The 17,892-nt window shown below is 46.5% G+C and carries 23 protein-coding genes; 4 read left to right on the forward strand and 19 right to left on the reverse strand.

The window, feature by feature from the left end; translation table 11 throughout:
* Positions 1 to 10: 10 nt before the first annotated feature.
* The 4 genes from KNO76_RS01470 to KNO76_RS01485 form a co-directional block, all read right to left on the reverse strand.
* Entirely contained in the window at positions 11 to 370 is a 360-nt protein-coding gene (locus KNO76_RS01470; RefSeq protein ID WP_026826330.1) for a DUF3397 domain-containing protein, read from the reverse strand.
* On the reverse strand, positions 364 to 1,209 hold the full coding sequence (locus KNO76_RS01475; protein ID WP_214881716.1) for a ketopantoate reductase C-terminal domain-containing protein: 846 nt from the start codon (positions 1,207 to 1,209) through the stop codon (positions 364 to 366). Before KNO76_RS01475 ends, KNO76_RS01470 begins: the two co-directional genes overlap by 7 nt.
* Before the next feature lie 119 nt (positions 1,210 to 1,328).
* Complete coding sequence (rpmF, locus tag KNO76_RS01480) at positions 1,329 to 1,502, reverse strand: 50S ribosomal protein L32 (RefSeq protein ID WP_015881300.1); 174 nt, start codon at positions 1,500 to 1,502, stop codon at positions 1,329 to 1,331.
* Positions 1,503 to 1,524: 22 nt separating this feature from the next.
* Positions 1,525 to 2,052, reverse strand: a complete 528-nt coding sequence (locus KNO76_RS01485) for a YceD family protein (RefSeq protein WP_026826332.1) — start codon at positions 2,050 to 2,052, stop codon at positions 1,525 to 1,527.
* A 156-nt stretch (positions 2,053 to 2,208) separates the two neighbouring features.
* Between KNO76_RS01485 and KNO76_RS01490 the strand changes: the two genes are divergently transcribed.
* Positions 2,209 to 3,339: a tRNA(Met) cytidine acetate ligase gene (locus tag KNO76_RS01490; RefSeq protein WP_214881719.1), complete on the forward strand. Its 1,131-nt coding sequence runs from the start codon at positions 2,209 to 2,211 to the stop codon at positions 3,337 to 3,339.
* Here the strand turns inward: KNO76_RS01490 and KNO76_RS01495 are convergent.
* From KNO76_RS01495 to KNO76_RS01515, 5 genes are read right to left on the reverse strand one after another with little or no spacing between them, the layout of a single operon-like run.
* A complete protein-coding gene (locus KNO76_RS01495; protein ID WP_214881722.1) occupies positions 3,318 to 4,310 on the reverse strand; it encodes a SepM family pheromone-processing serine protease in 993 nt (330 codons plus the stop codon). The two genes, KNO76_RS01490 and KNO76_RS01495, sit on opposite strands and share 22 nt — an antisense overlap.
* The gene (gene coaD / locus KNO76_RS01500; RefSeq protein ID WP_026826335.1) at positions 4,307 to 4,801 is read right to left on the reverse strand and encodes a pantetheine-phosphate adenylyltransferase; all 495 of its coding nucleotides are present in this window, start codon (positions 4,799 to 4,801) and stop codon (positions 4,307 to 4,309) included. The genes KNO76_RS01495 and coaD overlap by 4 nt, the downstream gene beginning before the upstream one ends.
* A gap of 5 nt (positions 4,802 to 4,806) precedes the next feature.
* Positions 4,807 to 5,373, reverse strand: a complete 567-nt coding sequence (gene rsmD, locus KNO76_RS01505) for a 16S rRNA (guanine(966)-N(2))-methyltransferase RsmD (RefSeq protein WP_214881724.1) — start codon at positions 5,371 to 5,373, stop codon at positions 4,807 to 4,809.
* A gap of 52 nt (positions 5,374 to 5,425) precedes the next feature.
* On the reverse strand, positions 5,426 to 5,680 hold the full coding sequence (locus KNO76_RS01510; protein WP_235181850.1) for a DUF2129 domain-containing protein: 255 nt from the start codon (positions 5,678 to 5,680) through the stop codon (positions 5,426 to 5,428).
* Positions 5,664 to 6,113, reverse strand: a complete 450-nt coding sequence (locus KNO76_RS01515) for a YlbF/YmcA family competence regulator (RefSeq protein WP_026826338.1) — start codon at positions 6,111 to 6,113, stop codon at positions 5,664 to 5,666. The genes KNO76_RS01510 and KNO76_RS01515 overlap by 17 nt, the downstream gene beginning before the upstream one ends.
* Before the next feature lie 132 nt (positions 6,114 to 6,245).
* On the opposite strand from KNO76_RS01515, the gene KNO76_RS01520 reads away from it, so the two are divergent.
* Positions 6,246 to 7,001: an ATP-grasp domain-containing protein gene (locus tag KNO76_RS01520; protein WP_214881727.1), complete on the forward strand. Its 756-nt coding sequence runs from the start codon at positions 6,246 to 6,248 to the stop codon at positions 6,999 to 7,001.
* Positions 7,002 to 7,105: 104 nt separating this feature from the next.
* Positions 7,106 to 7,468, forward strand: a complete 363-nt coding sequence (locus KNO76_RS01525) for a YugN family protein (RefSeq protein WP_214881730.1) — start codon at positions 7,106 to 7,108, stop codon at positions 7,466 to 7,468.
* A 451-nt stretch (positions 7,469 to 7,919) separates the two neighbouring features.
* Here the strand turns inward: KNO76_RS01525 and KNO76_RS01530 are convergent, their stop codons facing one another.
* The 9 genes from KNO76_RS01530 to cyoE form a co-directional block, all read right to left on the reverse strand.
* Positions 7,920 to 8,195 (reverse strand): hypothetical protein, encoded by a 276-nt coding sequence (locus KNO76_RS01530; protein ID WP_214881733.1) that lies wholly within the window; start codon positions 8,193 to 8,195, stop codon positions 7,920 to 7,922.
* Positions 8,196 to 8,200: 5 nt separating this feature from the next.
* Positions 8,201 to 8,815, reverse strand: coding sequence for an SCO family protein (locus tag KNO76_RS01535; protein ID WP_214881735.1), 615 nt, complete (start codon positions 8,813 to 8,815; stop codon positions 8,201 to 8,203).
* A 21-nt stretch (positions 8,816 to 8,836) separates the two neighbouring features.
* Entirely contained in the window at positions 8,837 to 9,298 is a 462-nt protein-coding gene (locus KNO76_RS01540; protein WP_214698118.1) for a DUF420 domain-containing protein, read from the reverse strand.
* Positions 9,299 to 9,321: 23 nt separating this feature from the next.
* A complete protein-coding gene (locus tag KNO76_RS01545) occupies positions 9,322 to 10,245 on the reverse strand; it encodes a cytochrome c oxidase assembly protein (RefSeq protein ID WP_214881745.1) in 924 nt (307 codons plus the stop codon).
* A 134-nt stretch (positions 10,246 to 10,379) separates the two neighbouring features.
* Positions 10,380 to 10,709 carry a cytochrome C oxidase subunit IV family protein gene (locus KNO76_RS01550; protein ID WP_214733659.1) on the reverse strand — a complete coding sequence of 110 codons (330 nt, stop codon included), beginning with the start codon at positions 10,707 to 10,709 and terminating at the stop codon, positions 10,380 to 10,382.
* A 1-nt stretch (position 10,710) separates the two neighbouring features.
* Positions 10,711 to 11,337: a cytochrome (ubi)quinol oxidase subunit III gene (locus tag KNO76_RS01555; protein WP_015881284.1), complete on the reverse strand. Its 627-nt coding sequence runs from the start codon at positions 11,335 to 11,337 to the stop codon at positions 10,711 to 10,713.
* Positions 11,338 to 13,206, reverse strand: a complete 1,869-nt coding sequence (gene ctaD, locus KNO76_RS01560; RefSeq protein ID WP_214702872.1) for a cytochrome c oxidase subunit I — start codon at positions 13,204 to 13,206, stop codon at positions 11,338 to 11,340.
* A 38-nt stretch (positions 13,207 to 13,244) separates the two neighbouring features.
* Positions 13,245 to 14,222: a cytochrome c oxidase subunit II gene (gene coxB / locus KNO76_RS01565; RefSeq protein WP_214882010.1), complete on the reverse strand. Its 978-nt coding sequence runs from the start codon at positions 14,220 to 14,222 to the stop codon at positions 13,245 to 13,247.
* 97 nt (positions 14,223 to 14,319) lie between these two features.
* A complete protein-coding gene (gene cyoE, locus KNO76_RS01570) occupies positions 14,320 to 15,243 on the reverse strand; it encodes a heme o synthase (RefSeq protein WP_214881748.1) in 924 nt (307 codons plus the stop codon).
* A 333-nt stretch (positions 15,244 to 15,576) separates the two neighbouring features.
* Between cyoE and KNO76_RS01575 the strand changes: the two genes are divergently transcribed.
* Positions 15,577 to 16,482, forward strand: coding sequence for a COX15/CtaA family protein (locus KNO76_RS01575; protein WP_214881751.1), 906 nt, complete (start codon positions 15,577 to 15,579; stop codon positions 16,480 to 16,482).
* Between the two features lie 33 nt (positions 16,483 to 16,515).
* On the opposite strand, the gene KNO76_RS01580 is transcribed toward KNO76_RS01575, so the two are convergent.
* Positions 16,516 to 17,868 (reverse strand): cryptochrome/photolyase family protein, encoded by a 1,353-nt coding sequence (locus tag KNO76_RS01580; RefSeq protein WP_214881754.1) that lies wholly within the window; start codon positions 17,866 to 17,868, stop codon positions 16,516 to 16,518.
* Positions 17,869 to 17,892 lie beyond the last annotated feature (24 nt).

Here is a 17,892-nt window from a genome sequence, read left to right on the forward strand (position 1 = left end):
TTTCAATCAATCAACGAATCATTTCTCGAGCCACACCGATTGCGAATAAAATCGCATGTGTCGGCACAAGGAGCAAAAAGAGCAAACGCCAGCCGTGGACAAACATCTTTGTAAACAATACTTCCTCGTATCGAATCCGCTGCCAGATTGCATTGATTGGAAAAATGGCACAACAAATAGCAAGGAATAAAAGAAACACTTCCGTCCCGACGATAGCCTCAAGTAAAACGCCACATGCATAAAACCATAGGAGAACTCCAGTATCACAGGCGAGTTTAAATGAGTTGATTGATTTCGGCATAATTTTTCTAAGTATCATATACACCATAAACCATAAGATGAGTGGAAATGAAACGATATACACTAACACGATGCGCTCGCTCCTATAATCAATTTATGTAGCAGTGGAATGACGGTGAGTGAATTCTGCGTCAGAGCGGCTTTTTCAATCACCGGCTTTAAAATTGCATCCACTTCTGTTGGCCTACCTTCTTCAATGTCTCGAAGCATCGAGGAACGGTTCTCCGCGGTGCTTGCGATGATTGACTCAATGTATGTGTATGGGACTTGTTGCGGAAACAACGGCGTCAACTCACGATAAATTGACTGCGCAATCTCACGATATGGAGAGTTAACGAGTGCTCCATTCGGGACACGACATAATGCTGTGATGGGATTGATGATGGCATTGGCGAATAGCTTTTCGATGACGACTTGTTCGATATCCTCTTCCCACACAAGCTGGAGCGGACTCTCTTTAATCTGAATCGGAGGAAGACCTGTCGAACTTCCGATTCGAATACGTCCGAGTCCTCGGTGTTCTATTCCGCCCCTTGATTTCGTCACACCGTGTTCGACGATTCCCAAATGAAAGCCTCGGCGTTTCGCATAGTCAAGATGTGCGATCCCATTTGAACAAATGAAGACCGGCACTTTTCCTGTCAGTCGCTCCGTAGCTCCCTCTACTTGATGGGCTTTTGTCGTGACAAAGAAGATGTCCTCGTCGGTCTCTTGTAACGCCTCGCTAGACTTGAGAGATACATGCGCTGATCCATTCGTCATACCTGTCCTCGTAATGGATAGCCGCTCGTCAGGTGATGATATGTTTCGTCCATAGACTGTCACCTCATAATCATCAGCAAGTAAGGATGCCATCAATAGTCCGACCGCTCCGTTTCCGATTATCCCGATACGTTTGATGGAGTTCATAGTTGCGCTCCTCCTATAAAAACTATTTTCGCACAAAAAGTTTACCACATCTTTTCGCTATGACCCAAAAATCGCAAACAAAAAAGAAGCGACCTGAAATCAGATCGCTTCTTCTCGCATTATTTGCTTGTTACTTCTTTACCGTTGTAATGTCCGCAAGATTTGCAAACACGGTGTGAAAGTTTCATTTCCCCACAGTTCGGGCACTCGTTCATACCAGGTACGTTGAGTTTGAAGTGAGTACGACGAAGACGTTTGCGAGTTTTCGACGTTCTACGGAATGGTACTGCCATCGTTGTCCACCTCCTTGAAAAGTTAACCTTCCTCGTTCTCTTTTTTCGAGAACAGGTCAGCCAGTCCCGCGAAGCGCGGGTCAATTTTTGGTTGGGTTTCGGGCTGATCGTCAGTGAGCGTCCAGCCTTCTCCTTCAACCTGAGTTTTGTCTGTTTCGTTCCCGTAAACTTGCATCGGGACGTCTAACATGATGAGCTCTTTTACAATCGGTACAAGACTGATCGTATTTCCTTCTGGCAAATTCACGTCATCGAATTGCTCCGTATAACGCCCATTCTCCAAAAAGAAAGGCTCGAGCGATTCAATATCGAATTCATAAGTGACATCTTCTAACGTTCGCGCATCTGGCAACGTCAGGTCCCCTTGAATCTTCAGATTGAATGTAACTTGATTAGATGTGAACGATGCATCCCCGTGCACATGCACCGGGCGAATCGAACGGATATCCGGATGGAGCTGAGTCAGCTCTGGTAGTTCTACCATCTCATCGATTGTAAAACCGTCACCCTGGTTTCGGAGCTTAAGTAGCTGTGCAATAGACCATTTCATCCGAATCACCTCAATTGCAACAATATGAATTATAGATAGGCCAACTTGTTTTGTCAATGTTTTTTCTTTACACTAAAATCAGTTGACGACGGCGCTTTGCCAAAGCGTACTTACTCATCTTACACCAATCCATACGACAATGCAAAGGAGTAAATCATGCAAAAGACGGCCATTATTGCAGAGTACAACCCATTTCACAACGGGCACTATTACCAAGCGCAAACTGCACGTCAAGAAACAGGGGCTGATATCATGATTGCCATCATGAGTGCACAGTTCACTCAACGAGGAGAACCGGCCTCGTTCGATAAGTGGAAACGGGCAAAAGCGGCCGTCGAGAGCGGTGGCATCGACCTTGTCATCGAACTGCCGACCCAATATGGTGTGCAGCGCGCCGACCGTTTCGCCACAGCCGCTGTCTCAATCGCAGAACAACTCGGTTGCCAAACCTTATCGTTCGGGAGCGAGAGCGGTGATGTCGATGCTATTCTTCATGCAGCACGAGCAGACGTCGAAGAGATGCCGATATATAAAAAGGAACTCCGTCAAGCGCTACAAGCAGGTCATTCATCTGCACAAGCTTCGAGTCGTGCGTTTCAGACCGTCTATCCTACATTTGATTTGACTCGCCCTAATAATATTTTGGCCTATCATTACGCCAAAGCGGCGAAGACGATTCAGTTGCACACGGTCAAACGACTAGGTGCGGATTATCATGATCCTTCATTGGCGGACGTCATGTCAGCGACAGGCATTCGGGCACATTACTTGGACTCTGGAGAAGTTCGTGCCGTGCCAAAAGCGACAGAAGCGATGTTTCGGACGCAATCGATGACCCATTGGGAATTGTATTGGCCAGTCTTGCAATATAAACTTCGAACACTTCCATTCACCACGCTAACTGAACTCGTAGGGATTGATGCATCTCTCGCACCGCGGCTTATACGTGCAGGATTAGAGACTTCTTTTGACCAGGCCCTTACTGCCGTCTCGACACGTCGTTACACGCGTACCGCGATTCAACGGGCATTTGTGTCAGTTCTGCTTCATTGGTTAAAAGAGGAAGTACCGACACTTTTTGAAGATGTCCCATACGTGAGACCGCTCGCATTTAATGAAATTGGGCGACTTGCGCTACGAGATGTGAAACAAGACCTTCCAATCGTCAGTAAGTTCGATGCACGTCTCGACTTCGAAGCCCGTGTAACCGAAGCGTATCGACTCCCTCTTCAAAACGATGAGTTGATTGAACATCGCCAACGCCCTCAGTTCATTTCTTCTAAATAACGAATCGCATCTTCGGCCGTCTTCACAGGGACAACTTCGATGTCACTGTCGAGACGGTCTCGCGATTCAAGCGCTTCTTCATAGTTCGAACCAGATGGGACAAAAAAAACTTCCGCGCCTTCTTCATCGGCCGCGACGATTTTCTGCCACGCGCCCCCAATCGGTCCGACATTTCCTTCCTCATCGACCGTTCCCGTTCCGGCAATCCGTTTGCCATTCGCCAAATCACCCGGCGTCAATTGATCATAAATTTCAAGCGTGAACATCAATCCTGCGGAGGGTCCTCCGACATTCGTCAAGGACACATTCACTTCAGGGTTGGCTGTGATTTCCTGCACGGGAAGGGGCTCGTATATCCCGATTCCGACCCGATCGCCGCTCTGGTCAATCGGTTGAATGAGCGTTTTGACGATGCGCTCTTCCCCGTCTCTCTCAATCGTCAATCTCACTTCATCACCTGCATCAAATTCCATCACCCGCTTTAAAAAGTCTCCACGTGTTGCAAAAGACATCCCGTCAATTGCGGTGATAACATCTCCGGGCTTTAATATATTGGCAGCGAGCGACCCTGGAATCGGTGCGGACACATAGATTCCATCAAAGTCGACTGTCACTTCCTTGCCAGCGAGTTTATAGGCATATTGAATCGCTGCTTGTTGCGACGAATCCATTAATAATTTCTGACGACGGTCGTAATCTGCTTCGCTTTCACCGTCATATAAATAGCGACTAGATAAATTCGCTTCCGTGAACGGTGTGACCCAACTTTCTACTAACCAAAAAGGTGTCGCGCGTCGTTGGGAGATCGTCACCATCATCAGTTCCCCCTCATCCTTTACGCCGCCTTGGACAGTCAGGAACTCTTCAATCGAGGTCGCCGCTCCAGGTGAGGAGATGTAGTAAGGGAGCGGTACGAAAAGAAAGAGCAGCACTGTAACAAGTAGACCAAGACCAATTTTTAACGATTTCATTGTCCCGAGCTCACTTGATATTTTTTCCGTAACGCCACTTCGACTTGCTCCGGTACGAGCTCACTGACCGATGCACCGTATTTCGCCACTTCTTTGACGATGGACGAGCTGAGGAACGAATATTGACTATTCGTCATCATGAATAACGTCTCTACGTTCTCATTCAACTTTTTGTTGATTGATGCGATTTGAAGCTCGTATTCAAAATCCGATACCGCACGAAGCCCACGGACAATCGTCGCCGCTTCCCGCTCTGCAGCATACTCGACAAGTAATCCACCGAACGCATCGGCCGACACGTTTGGAAGATGTGTCGTCACATCTCGTATAAGTCCTAATCGTTCTTCCACATCAAACAGTGGGGCCTTGCTTGAATTCTCAAGGACGGCGACAATGACCTCGTCAAAAATGGCCGCCGCTCGTTCAATTATATCTAGATGTCCGTTCGTGATGGGGTCAAAGCTACCCGGACAAATCGCAATTCGTTTCATTCGTTTCACTCCTCAATCGATGCATACTCATAAAAACTGATGGTGATCACATCTGAGTATCGCTGTTCTTTAATTCGTTCAAATCGTCCCACTCGCTCCGGTAACGTCACGTCACTACCGTGTTCACAGACGATTACGCCGATATCGATCAACATGTCAGACTCATCGATTAGTTGTAAGAACGCAACGTGTTCTTCCGCATGATAGGGAGGGTCCATAAAGATGAGTTTGAAAGATTCCTGTTTCAGTTTGAGCTGCTCGAGCCCAGCTTTGGCATCTTGACGATATACCTTCCCTTTCTCTTCATAATGGGTCGTCTGTAAATTCTCTTGAATCGTTTGGACGGCTTTCGGTTGACGGTCGACGAAAATGGCTTCGTCACAACCTCTCGATAATGCCTCGATTCCTAGTCCTCCGCTACCCGCGTAAAGGTCTAGCGCTTTCCCCCCGGAAAAATAAGGTCCGATGATGTTAAATAATGACTCTTTCACTTTATCCGTCGTCGGCCGCGTAGCCGTGCCCGGGACCGCCTTCAATCGGGTCCCTTTTCGTTCTCCAGATATGACACGCATGTCTTTCCCTCCAGCAGAAAAGATGAAGGTGACACCACCTTCATCTTTTTGATTATTTCAATTTTGTCTCGTACGTTTCTGAAACGAACGGACGCTCACTCCGAACGACCGCTTCCACGAATGGCAGAGCCTTCACTTGTTCGATTACGGTTTCATAACCTTCGAGGTCCGTGTAAAGAAAAGCATACTTCTCTCGTTTCGAGACAAAGTACAGGTTTGCATAACGTCTGAGTGCCTTCAATTGTTTCAAGGAATTCACATATACGACGATACCAATCCGTTCATTCAACTTAGACGGCGCATCCACAACTTCCGCCTCCTCCGCAGCTGCCCCCTCCGGAACATCCACCTTCGTCAAAGAATGGGTTGCCGGTCGGGACTTTGATTTTAGGAGAGACTGAATGAGCCAATAGTTCACTCACTTCCCCTAACAACTTATCCAAGTTTCGTTCCGCTTTTTTGAACGCCGCAATTTCCGGCTGAACGTCGAGACGACGTTTGATGAGATGCATCTCTTTTTTTATGCGGTCATGATCCGGATGATGTTTCCCGAAACGTTGGACATATTCGTAATCTTCTTTCATCTTTAAAAACTCGCGCTCGATTTCCTTGGCTTCCTGCGATGTGCGCCGTGCCGCTTTCGTTTGAATATATGTTTGAAACGATTCGCTTGCTTCAATCAAATCGGTCAATTCTTCTGTTTGATCGAGCAGGGCAATCGTCTGTTCAGTGATTATCATACCCCTCACCCTTTCTGCCATGATTTTACCACAATTGTTTCCCTATGTAAGCAATCCACACTATAATTGAATGTGACCGCAAGGCGTTCAATGTAGAAAGGAAGTGAAGAGACGCACCATGTGCGTCTGTATATGAAAAAAGTTTCTTTTAATATGATTCGATCAGCCGGCATCAAGACGGATTATGCGAAACCCGAATATTATTTCGACCAACTCGACAAGGTACGCGCTGCCGACCTCGTCTTGTTCCCCGAGTATTGGATGGTCAATTCCATCATCTATGGGATGAACAAAGCCATTTTCCCGTCTCCTGCGACATATCACCTCGGTCATGACAAAATCGAGATGACGCGTGCATTTAAAGCGACGTATCCGCACCGGATTCCGAAGACGTTGATTTACGGAAAAAACCCATACACAATTGAACGCGTCTTGGAAGAGTTCCACTATCCGTTCGTCGCCAAAAAAGCCAAGTCCTCGATGGGTCAAGGCGTATGGTTGATTAAAAACGACCAGGACTGGTTAGAATACGTCGAGAAACATGATACGTTCTATGTCCAAGAGTTCATCCCGAATGACCGCGACTTACGTGTTATCGTGATTGGAGAAGAAGTCGTCGGTGCCTATTGGCGTGTCAGTGAGGCCTTTTTAAACAACGTCGCTCAAGGGGCTAACTTCTCGTACGAAGACATCCCGGAAGACGTCGTCAAAGAAGTTCAATCGATTGCGAATACGTTATCCATCAATCACGCAGCGTTTGACGTCATCGTGACAGAAGATGGATTTTATATTTTGGAATTCAACGTCTTTTTCGGGTCGGAAGGACTGCTACCGCTCGGCGTGAAACTCCCGCAAAAAATCGAGAAATACTTAAATACACTCGGCTGATTAATCGTTCATCTTTTTTTCACAATTTGAACACACGTTATTCCAAGAACGTTTTTGAATATGGTATGATGACATATGAGGTTTATTCGAAAAGGGGGATTATGATGAAATTTGAGCAGTTCCACATCGAGGGAAAAGAAATCCGTTTTGGTTTGCTCGAGACGATCATGGATCATCATCATTTCATCCGTGAAGGTGCTTGGGATTACGAGCGTGCCACGTATGACATGAAATATGAGAAACAATCGACTGGCGAAACATTCTATCTTCGCTTACCTGTATACGCGATCGAAGGTCAAATCGAAGATCGTCACGCTGTTGTCAAAATGCTTACACCGATTTTAGGAAAGCATTATTATCCACATGGTGTTGAATACGATGAAGTCTTCCCAGAAGAAATCGTCCGCGACTGTGAGCACCGTCTAAAAGCACTCGCAGAAACATTAGAAGTCAAACCCCTTGCATAAGCGAAGGGGTTTGTTTTTTGACTAGATCGGAGGCTCCCGACCTTGAATCACTCGATTTATTTTGAAAGAGAGGGCAACATCTTATACACTGGGGCGTCACGCATCCAATTAGAAGTGCTTCCTCTGCCTAATTCAATCAATGAATTAGAACAAATGATTTGTTCTGAATCCATCCAGACTCTTTATCTCTCAACTTATCAAATACATGATCGAAATATATTAGATCCTCAATCAATCAGCGATATTCGATCTCAATGGAACGAGTCATACAAATCTCATATCGTCCTTTCAAATGAAGCAGACCTAGATGACTTTCAAGATGGGTATTGCTTCTTTGCAGAACTTTTTCATGACCCACTTAAGAATAAAATTTTAATCTTGTATCAATCTCATTAAAAAGTACGAATGGAAACAAAGCCCACCGAAGCAGATTCGCTTCCGTGGGCTTTAATCAGTTCGTCGCAATGACGGTCAACGTCACATCGACTTGACCGAGCAATAAATCGAATTGGTCTCGAACATAGCGATACAATCGCTCTGCCTCGACGAGTGATAATGGTGCAATGATTTGATAATCATAGTGGTCTTTCGAGCGAGAAACGACTTTCACTTCTTTCAAGTCGAATTCAATCGCGCTACATGCGATCAAATCTTCAATCGCCCGTTCCGCAATCGTCACGTCTCCGTATGAATAGTCATTCCCAATCACAGCCATCGTATCGTTCATGGTGATCACTCCTTTTCATTCGCGAGCACTTTAACGTCCTCCATGATAGATTCGATATCGACCGGTTCATCCCCTGCCGTTGCCATCTGCGCGACAGCCCGGACATCATGATGGCGGTCGATGACGTACATCGTCGTCGCGTGCGTCACGAGTCCACTGTTCGCCTTGGAATAATAAAATTGAAGTTGACGCGTGATGCGGTCGATGTCGACCTGGTCTCCCGTCAACATCTTCCATCCCGTCGGCTCCGCTTGGAACGCCTCACCATAGTTTTTAAGTACGGGCACGGTATCCACGTCCGGGTCGACCGTGATGGCGACGAGTTCTACGTCTGAGCCGTATAAGTTCTCATCTTTTAATTCTTTTTCGAGCTTCATGAAATCACGTAACGTGAGCGGACAAATATCTGGACAGTTCGTGTAAAAGAACGTCACGATTTTCACTTTTCCATTATCGGAATTGTACGTCTCTTCATTTAATGCGTTCGTCAATGTGAACGGGGTTGGCTCTTGAATGACGGGTAGGTCGTCTTGATTGAAGAAAACAAAATACACGGCTACTCCGATGACAACAAGCGTCAAGACGGTCAAACCGACCGTCAAATAGCTATTCCTTTTCATACAGCTCTCCCTCTCTATAAATCATCCTCCGATTATCGCGCGGAATACGTTCGTCGTTTCACCAGGGTCATATGCCACATAGAGAAGAATGTACACCGTCACACCCGTAATAGCCGTAAAGAACCAGACGACTGAAGCTTTTGGTCCAATCTTACGGTGTTTCTCGATTTTATTTTTATAACCGAGATAGAGCGTGATCAATCCGAGGACACCACCTGTTGTCGCGAGAAGGATATGGAAAATCATAAACCCGAGATAGAATGGTTTCACTGAATCCGGTCCTCCGAATGCCGTGTTTCCCACAAAAATGGTACGCGAGACGTATAGGATGAAGAACGTCGTCGCTGCAATCGCGGCAGCCGTCATCACCTTTTTATGTTTTTCAATGTTGCTGCGGTCTTTTGCGATAATCACCCATCCGATGGCGACTAGAATCGCACTGATGACGATGAATGACACACTAATTAAGGCAAGATAGTTCATCAACGTTTCCCCTTTTGTTCTTTTTAATTTTTCTCATTTGTTTCTTGCGGAGTGAATGACATACCTTCATCGAGAGCAAGAGATTTCGTCCGACGCACCCAGCCGAAGAACGTCCAGCCGAAGAAGAAACCATACACGATTTCTTGACCGAGTTTCATGAGAACCCCACCGAAACGTTGGTCTTCGAGCGCGCTATTCGTCGCTCCCATTAACGCCTCTAAATCGATTCCGGACACGTCACCGTTCGGTAGACAGTATCCAAGGACCGTCGCAAACGTCTGCGGATCCGTATACGCATTATAAAGCGTCGTTTGACTAAAGATGATGAGCGCACAGGCCGGTGTCAACAAGACCCCGTTGGCGATAATATATACCATTCGTTTCAAATCGGACATTCCTTCCTCTTCATCTGAGACGAGCGGAACGATGACCGGATACCACATCGTCAAACTAAAGACGACTAGTGCACCGTGGAAGATCCGGTGAACGCCATAGTTCGTCAAGACGTAGTCGAATACGACCGGCATATGGTAAATCGAGAACAATGCGTTGAATAAAATGAGCGCAATCAGTGGCGTCGTTAAAAACTTAAACATCGGTCCAATGAACTTGAAGCTAAGTACTTTTTCAAACACCCAGTACGGCAGACCATAAACGACGAGTGCCGGTGCCAAAATGTAGACGAGCACCATCTGGAACATATGCACCGATAAAATGATATGTGCCATGACATCGATTGGACTTCCAAAACCGATGTAATACAAAACAATGGCAAACAACATACTAAACTTTTGTAACAACGTGGTCGAGGCATATCCTCGCTTCACCATTCTCTCTGTCACGACGGCGTATAATACATAAATCCCGACCATGAGCAATCCGAACAGCGGACTCCATAACGTGAGCCAATCAAATTGATTGAGCAGCTCCGACGTATTCCAGAGCATCCGTTCACCCCTTTTCTTTCTCTCCCTAACCTTTGAAACCGTTCACTTCAAGATTACTATTCATTCATTTTTGAAGTAAAGGAAAAAGGACCGAATCATCCGTGTTTCCACAGATGTTCAATCCTTTGTCACAATTACCAAATGAGTAAGCGGAGTGCAGCGACCGTGATGATGGCGATAAAGATACCTAGCCACATCATGCCAACAATCCACGTGTTCCCACGGTTATTCATATGCATGAAGATATATAACTGTAGGAAGACTTGGATGACCGCCAAGATGATTAAGAAACCACCTGCTGCCCACACCGGCATCAATTCCGCATAGACGGCGCCGAATGCCACGAATGTGAGTAAAATCATCATCGCGAAACTGATCAATTGAAGCTGATACTCACGTTTCGACTCTGCTTTTACTTCAAGCTCTAACTGCTTGTGAGATTCGTTCATTACTCGTTTTTCCATATTAGTTCACCATCCCTAAGAGGTAGACGATTGAGAAGATGAAGACCCAAACAACGTCGATAAAGTGCCAATATAGACTCGATACATAGAACTTTGGTGCATTGTATACATCGATCGGACGGTTCCAGTTACGAATCAATAGTGTCGTGATCCAGAGGAGACCGAACGTTACGTGCGCGCCGTGGAAACCAACTAACGTATAGAAGGCTGAACCGAATGCGCTCGACGTGAACGTGTGACCGATGTGGTAGTAGTGAATGAACTCGTAAATCTCAGCACCAAGGAATCCGGCACCAAGAAGGAGCGTCACAATCAACCAAAGCTTCATACGTCCTGGATTGTTTGCCTTCATGTTCATCATCGCAAGGACACTTGTAAGTGAACTTGTCAGGAGGAGCATCGTCATGATGAAGACGAGCTCCATTTCGAAAATGTTATACGAACGTAATTCCTCTGGCGCACCAGAGTTCAAGAGACCAACGTATGTTCCAAAGAGCGAGGCGAAGAGGACTGTCTCTCCACCAAGGAAGAACCAGAAGGCCACATATTTATTTTTCCCTTCCAGTGTTGCTTTCTCTGGATTGGCCGGGATACCGGTCACTGGGTGTTTTTCAACTGCATGTGCCATTTATTGTTCTCCTTTCTCACGAATCGCTTTCAAGTCTGCTTCGACTTGTGACTTCGGAATGTAGTAGCCGTGATCGTCAATCCAAGAACGTAGGAACATCGAGACGAACGTCATCGCTAATCCAAATCCAATCAATGACCAACCGACGACCGTGTTATCCATCTGGAAGATGGCACCGAGTCCTGCGATAAAGAGGCCGAGTGACATGAAGAACGGAATGAGCGAGTTGTTCGGCATGTGAATGTCCGAAACTTCCTCAGCGACTGACACGCGTTTGTTGCCTGCCATTTTCTCGAGCCAGAACGTATCAAGTCCTTTGACGAGTGGTGTTTGTGCAAAGTTGTACTCCGGAGTCGGAACAGGAAGTGTCCACTCAAGCGTACGTCCGTCTCCCCAGTGGTCTGTTTTGACGCGTTCTTTTGACAAGAAGGCTTTCACAACAGCGACGAGCAAGACAATCGTTGACACACCCATGAAGAATGCACCGATTGTCGAGAGTACGTTGAGTGTATCCCAACCTTGACCATCGAGGTATGTGAAGACTCGACGTGGCATACCGAACAATCCGAGGAAGTGTTGCGGGAAGAACGTCAAGTGGAATCCGATAAAGAACAACCAGAACTGCCAGTATCCAAGCTTTTCAGAAAGGGCTTTTCCGAACATGAGTGGGAACCAGTAGTAAAGTCCTGCGAAGAGACCGAATACAACCCCACCTACGATAACGTAGTGGAAGTGAGCGACAACAAAGTAGCTGTCGTGGTACTGATAGTCAGCGGGTGCGACTGAAAGCATAACACCTGTCATCCCACCAACGAGGAATGAAGGAATGAACGCGACTGAGTAAAGCATAGCGACGTTGAATTTAATTTGACCGCCCCACAGTGTGAAGAGCCAGTTAAAGATTTTAACACCGGTCGGTACGGCGATGGCCATTGTCGCAACAGCGAAAATCGAGTTAGCGACTGGACCGAGACCGACTGTGAACATGTGGTGAACCCAAACCATGAATCCAAGGAAACCGATGAGCATTGTCGCGAAGACCATCGTCGTATAACCGAAGAGGCGCTTACGCGCGAATGTTGGAATGATCTCCGAGAAAATACCGAATGCCGGCAAAATCAAAATGTATACTTCCGGGTGACCGAAGATCCAGAAAAGGTGTTCCCAGATGACGACGTTCCCGCCAAGTGCCGGGTCAAAATAGGCAGCTCCGAAGAGTCGCTCGAACATCAACATGAACAATCCGACCGTAAGTGGTGGGAACGCAAAGACGATCAATGCCGATGCAACGAAAGTCGTCCATGTGAAGAGTGGCATGCGCATGAGTTTCATTCCTGGCGCACGCATGTTCAAGATTGTGACGAGGAAGTTAATCCCGGCCATCAATGTACCGAAACCTGAAATCTGAAGACCGAGGGCGTAGAAGTCTACCCCTGTCGCTTCCGGTTGTGTTGAGAGCGGCGCATAAGCCGTCCAACCTGCGTTTGGTGCTGCTCCGAAGAACCAGCTCAAGTTGAGCATGACTCCACCGAAGAAGAACAACCAGAACCCTAATGAGTTAATGAACGGGAACGCAACATCGCGTGCCCCGATTTGAAGCGGTGTGACCGCGTTCATGAAGCCGAATAGCATCGGCATCGCCGCTAGGAAGATCATCGTCGTCCCGTGCATCGTAATCAACTGGTTAAATGTCTCACCGCTGACGAAATCATTCATTGGTTTAACAAGTTGCCAGCGAATCAGTAATGCTTCAATTCCACCGAGAAGGAGGAAGAAGATTCCTGAGAACAAATACAAAATACCGATTTTTTTGTGGTCAACCGTCGTAATCCAATCCATGATGCCATTGTATTTACGCGATTGCTGCATTGCAGTGGTCTGTGCCACGTGAAATCCCCCTTTTCCCGTTAGTCAATCTTCTGCTCATACAAGAAGTCAACGAGTGCGTCTAATTCTTCGTTGCTGATTTGACCTTCATTGAAACCTGGCATGAGAGCCCCTTGTTTCTTCTCTTGCGGGTCACGAATCCACTCTTTCAAGTTGTCCTCGTTGTTTTCGAGGTGACCTGCGAGCCATTCACGATCACCGAAGTTCGTTAAACTTGGCGCCACTTTACCGCCGCCGTGACAGCTCAAGCAACTTTCGACATACACTTGTTCACCTGTCGTCAAGTTCGTGTTGTCTGCGACGAGATTCTCACCGTTATCGTCTTGCTTGGCTTTCATGTCAGCGAGCCATTGATCGTATTCTTCTTGCTCGAGCGCGATGACTTTAAAGTCCATAAGGGCATGTGACGGACCGCAAAGCTCTGCACATTTCCCGTAGTAAGTACCTGGTTCATTTGCATGCAACCACATTTCGTTATCAAGTCCTGGGTTCGTATCCGTTTTACCAGATAAAGCCGGTACCCAGAATGAGTGAATGACATCTTTAGACGTCAAGTTGATGCCGACTCGTTTTCCGACTGGAATGACGAGCTCTTGCCCTGTCACAACACCTGCTTCTGGATATTCAAATTCCCACCAGTACAAGTTTGCTGTAACGTTGATTTCTTCTTCTTTTTTCGCTTCTTTCGCTTTCGCGAGTTCGACAGTCGTCGTGATTGTCGGAACAGCGAGAATGATGAGAAGGATAATCGGAACGACTGTCCAAATCATCTCAAGTGTACTGCTACCTTCAACTTGCTTCGGAATCGATTCATCTTTCCGACGGAACTTCATGAGCACGTACACGTAAATGATCGAGACGATGATGAGTACGAAGAGCATGATCGCCAAACTGATGAGAATGATGCGGAGCTGAAGCTCAGCCCCTTCTCCCATCGGCTTCAATGCAGACAATCCCTCTTGACCGCAACCTGACAACAGGACTGCGAACATCATCATCGGGACGATGCCAAACAGAAGCTTCTTAAATGATTTCACAACAATCCCCACTTTCTCCCAAAATGATGTGTAATGGTTTTCTATATAGTGAGTGCGGTCACCAGAGTGCTGTCAAAATCAGCGCGATAATCCACACGACTAAATAAATTAATGAATAGAAGAACATTTTGTTTGCCCACTTGATTTCATCCTCGGCGTTGAATCCTTTCAACCCGAGATACAACCAGTAGCCCCCTAAACCGGCTGCGACTGTCCAGTAAACAAGATCGTAATGCATAAATAAGAGCGATGCTGGAATTAGCGTCGCAATCCACCAGATGATTTGCCGTTTCGTGATGGCAAATCCGTTCACGACCGGAAGCATCGGAATGCCTGCCGCTCGATACTCTTCCGTGCGTCGCATCGCGAGCGCTAGGAAGTGCGGTGGTTGCCATAAAAACATGACAAGAAACATGAGCCACGCATCGATATGAAGTGTCGGGTCAAGTGCTGCCCAACCGATGAGCGGTGGAACGGCTCCCGAAATACTCCCGACGACCGTATTGAGCGTACTCGTACGCTTGAGCCACATCGTATAAATCACGACATAAAAAAATGCCCCGATTAAACCGAATACTGCAGCGACGTACGATACAAGGAGCAATAACAGTGTTCCAATCGCAAGTTGTGTCAATCCGAGGAGTAAGATTTTCTCCCCTGAAATCTTGCCGGTTACACTCGGTCGATTGTCCGTACGATCCATTAAGTAATCGATATCTCGGTCCACGAAGTTGTTTAGGTAACAACTCCCCGAAATCACGAGTGCGCTTCCTAACATCGTTAATAAGAGCTGTGGCCAAACTTCAAACAAGTAAAGTACTGGCGTATCGCTCTGATACGTCGCTGCCACGAAGAATCCCGCAAACACCAACAACAAGTTGGCACGAACGATTCCCATTTTCGCTAAAGCGACGTAATCTCGAAATGACGTTGACTCTGTATATTCTACCTCTACCGTCATTCCTGGGTTGACTTTTGTCATACTGACCCCCCCACATAATCACGAAATCCTCGCATTCTCTTCACAGAAAAAACACAATATGAACAAAATACACTTAACTCTCTACAAAGATACCATATTTCTTTATAAAATACGCCTTTTATGCTTGTGAAATAGCGAGTTTTTTGTGTCGATAGTGTGATATTTGTCACACCTAATGTGCTTTACTAATATTAGAATAACGTTTTTGATAACGATTGCAAGCTTTTCCATTTCGTTTTTCGAACAGAAAGCCGTATAATAAGTATGGCGAAAAAAATATAAATAAACAAGGCACAATTTTATCGGATTTTGATTAGAAGCAGGTGGTAATGCATGCATAAAAAACTCGCGTTTTTCTCAGGGTTTGTCACCCTCGGAATGATGCTTGTCCTCATCATGGGTGGAACCGTGACGAAGACGGACTCAGGGGATGGTTGTGGGACGGACTGGCCACTCTGTCACGGAAAATTAATCCCAACCAATCCCAGTGTTGAAACGATGATTGAATACAGTCACCGGGTAGTCTCCGGTATTGAAGGTCTTCTCATCATTGCGCTCGCCATTTGGACGTTCATCGCTGTCAAACATCGGGTCGATGTGAAAATCTTTGCGTTTCTCGCATTTATCTTCATGCTCATCCAATCAATCATTGGAGCGGGCGCGGTCATTTGGCAACAGTCGGATGCCATCCTGGCCCTTCATTTTGGAATTTCTCTCGTGTCGTTCGCATCGTTACTCATTTTGACGATTCTCTTATTCGAGGGGGACCGAGAACATAAAGTTGTATCAAAGAAATTGCGCGCTCATCTGTACGGCCTTTCTATTTATACGATGATTGTCGTCTATACGGGAGCGTACGTCCGACATTTAGGAGCGACTTACGCTTGTGTCGGTTGGCCGATTTGTGATCAAAATGTATGGACGTTCGAATCTTATGTTCAAATGGGACACCGATTGATGGCGGGGCTTCTTGTCCTGTACACATTATTCGTTCTCTACTTAGCGAAGAAAGAGATGGATCAGTTGATCGAACGTGGGATGATGGCGTCCCTCTTCTTCATCCTTCTTCAAGTCGGAACAGGAGCATGGATCGTACTTGGTGGCCACGCCACATACGTGCCACTTCTACACGCATTTTTGATTACTTGCTACTTTGGTATTCTGTCATACCTTTCTTACCACGCTTATCGATCGACAGCTCGGAAAGATGTAGCACGACTGAAAGACATGAATGGATAACTCAAACAAAAAAGCGCTTCAGCGCTTTTTTGTTTACAATTCTTTAAATCGTTCGAGGGCACGTTCTCTCGCTTCTTTATGGTCGACAAGCGGCTTCGGATAATCTTCCCTTTCCGACGGGTCCGGGAAGTGAATTGACTTATCTGACACATGCTTCAGTTCCGGCACATAATGCCGAATGAACGTTCCATCGGGGTCAAACCGTTCAGATTGAGTCGTCGGGTTAAAGATACGGAAATATGGAACAGCATCGGTCCCGACCGAAGCGGCCCATTGCCATCCACCGATATTCGACGATGCCTCGTAATCAATCAGTTTCCGTTCGAAATACCGTTCCCCTTTCCGCCAATCGAGAAGGAGGTGTTTCGTCAAGAAAGATGCGACGATCATACGCAGACGGTTGTGCATCCATCCGGTCTCGTTCAGTTGACGCATCGCTGCGTCTACAATTGGATAACCGGTCTCCCCGTTACACCATTTTTCGAACTGTTCCTCATTTTCTTCCCATTCAAGCGACTTATATTTGGGATTGAACGGTTGTTCTTTCAATCCGTGGAACTTTGCCATGACCATGTAGTAAAATTCGCGCCACAATAGTTCGTCGTAATACGTGTCGCGTCCTTTCGACTGTTTAGCGGACAATACATGTTCGGTGATGGTTCGAATCGACAATACACCGGTACGTAAGTATGGGGACAATCGACTCGTTCCTGCGATGCTTGGAATGTCACGTTTCTCACCGTAATCGACCATGCGATCATTGACGAAGCGGGTCAACCGTTTCTTCGCCTCGGTCTCCCCTAACCCTTTCCACTCGCGTTCACAACGTTTGAACAAGTCTTTTAGTTCACTCGGTATTTCATTCTTTGTGCTAATGAATTGCGCTAAGCGATCGACATCCACATCGTAAGGTTTCGGCGGCTGTTCGGAATATGCCGCTTTTTTGAACGGGGTGAACACCTTGTATGGATCACCGCTCTTTGTCTTAAACGCATCAGGTTGAAACAGATGCCGGTCAAGCAGTCGTACGACTTTCACTTCTTCACCAAGTGCTTCGATGACGCGATCGTCGCGCTGTTTGAATGGTTCCACATATTCCGCATTAAAATAAAGAACGTCGATGTCACCGAGCTGTTTCACGAAGTCAGCTTCTGACTCGGCGACGAGGACACGAAGTCCTAACCCATCCGCTTCTAAATCATCCATAAAGGTACGCATTGTCGAAAAGAAGTAGTCGTGGCGTACCTCAAACGGATCACAATATTCAGGGTTTAACCAAAAAACAAAATCTAGGTCGTCACCTTCCCCCATATCTTTCAAAACACGGTGTAGCATATGGTTATCGGTCAGCCTAAAATCCGATCGGAACCAACATACTCGTTTCATGATTTTCACTCCTATCTACAAAAA

It is taken from the genome of Exiguobacterium sp. s101, from assembly GCF_018617835.1.
Classification (GTDB): domain Bacteria; phylum Bacillota; class Bacilli; order Exiguobacteriales; family Exiguobacteriaceae; genus Exiguobacterium; species Exiguobacterium marinum.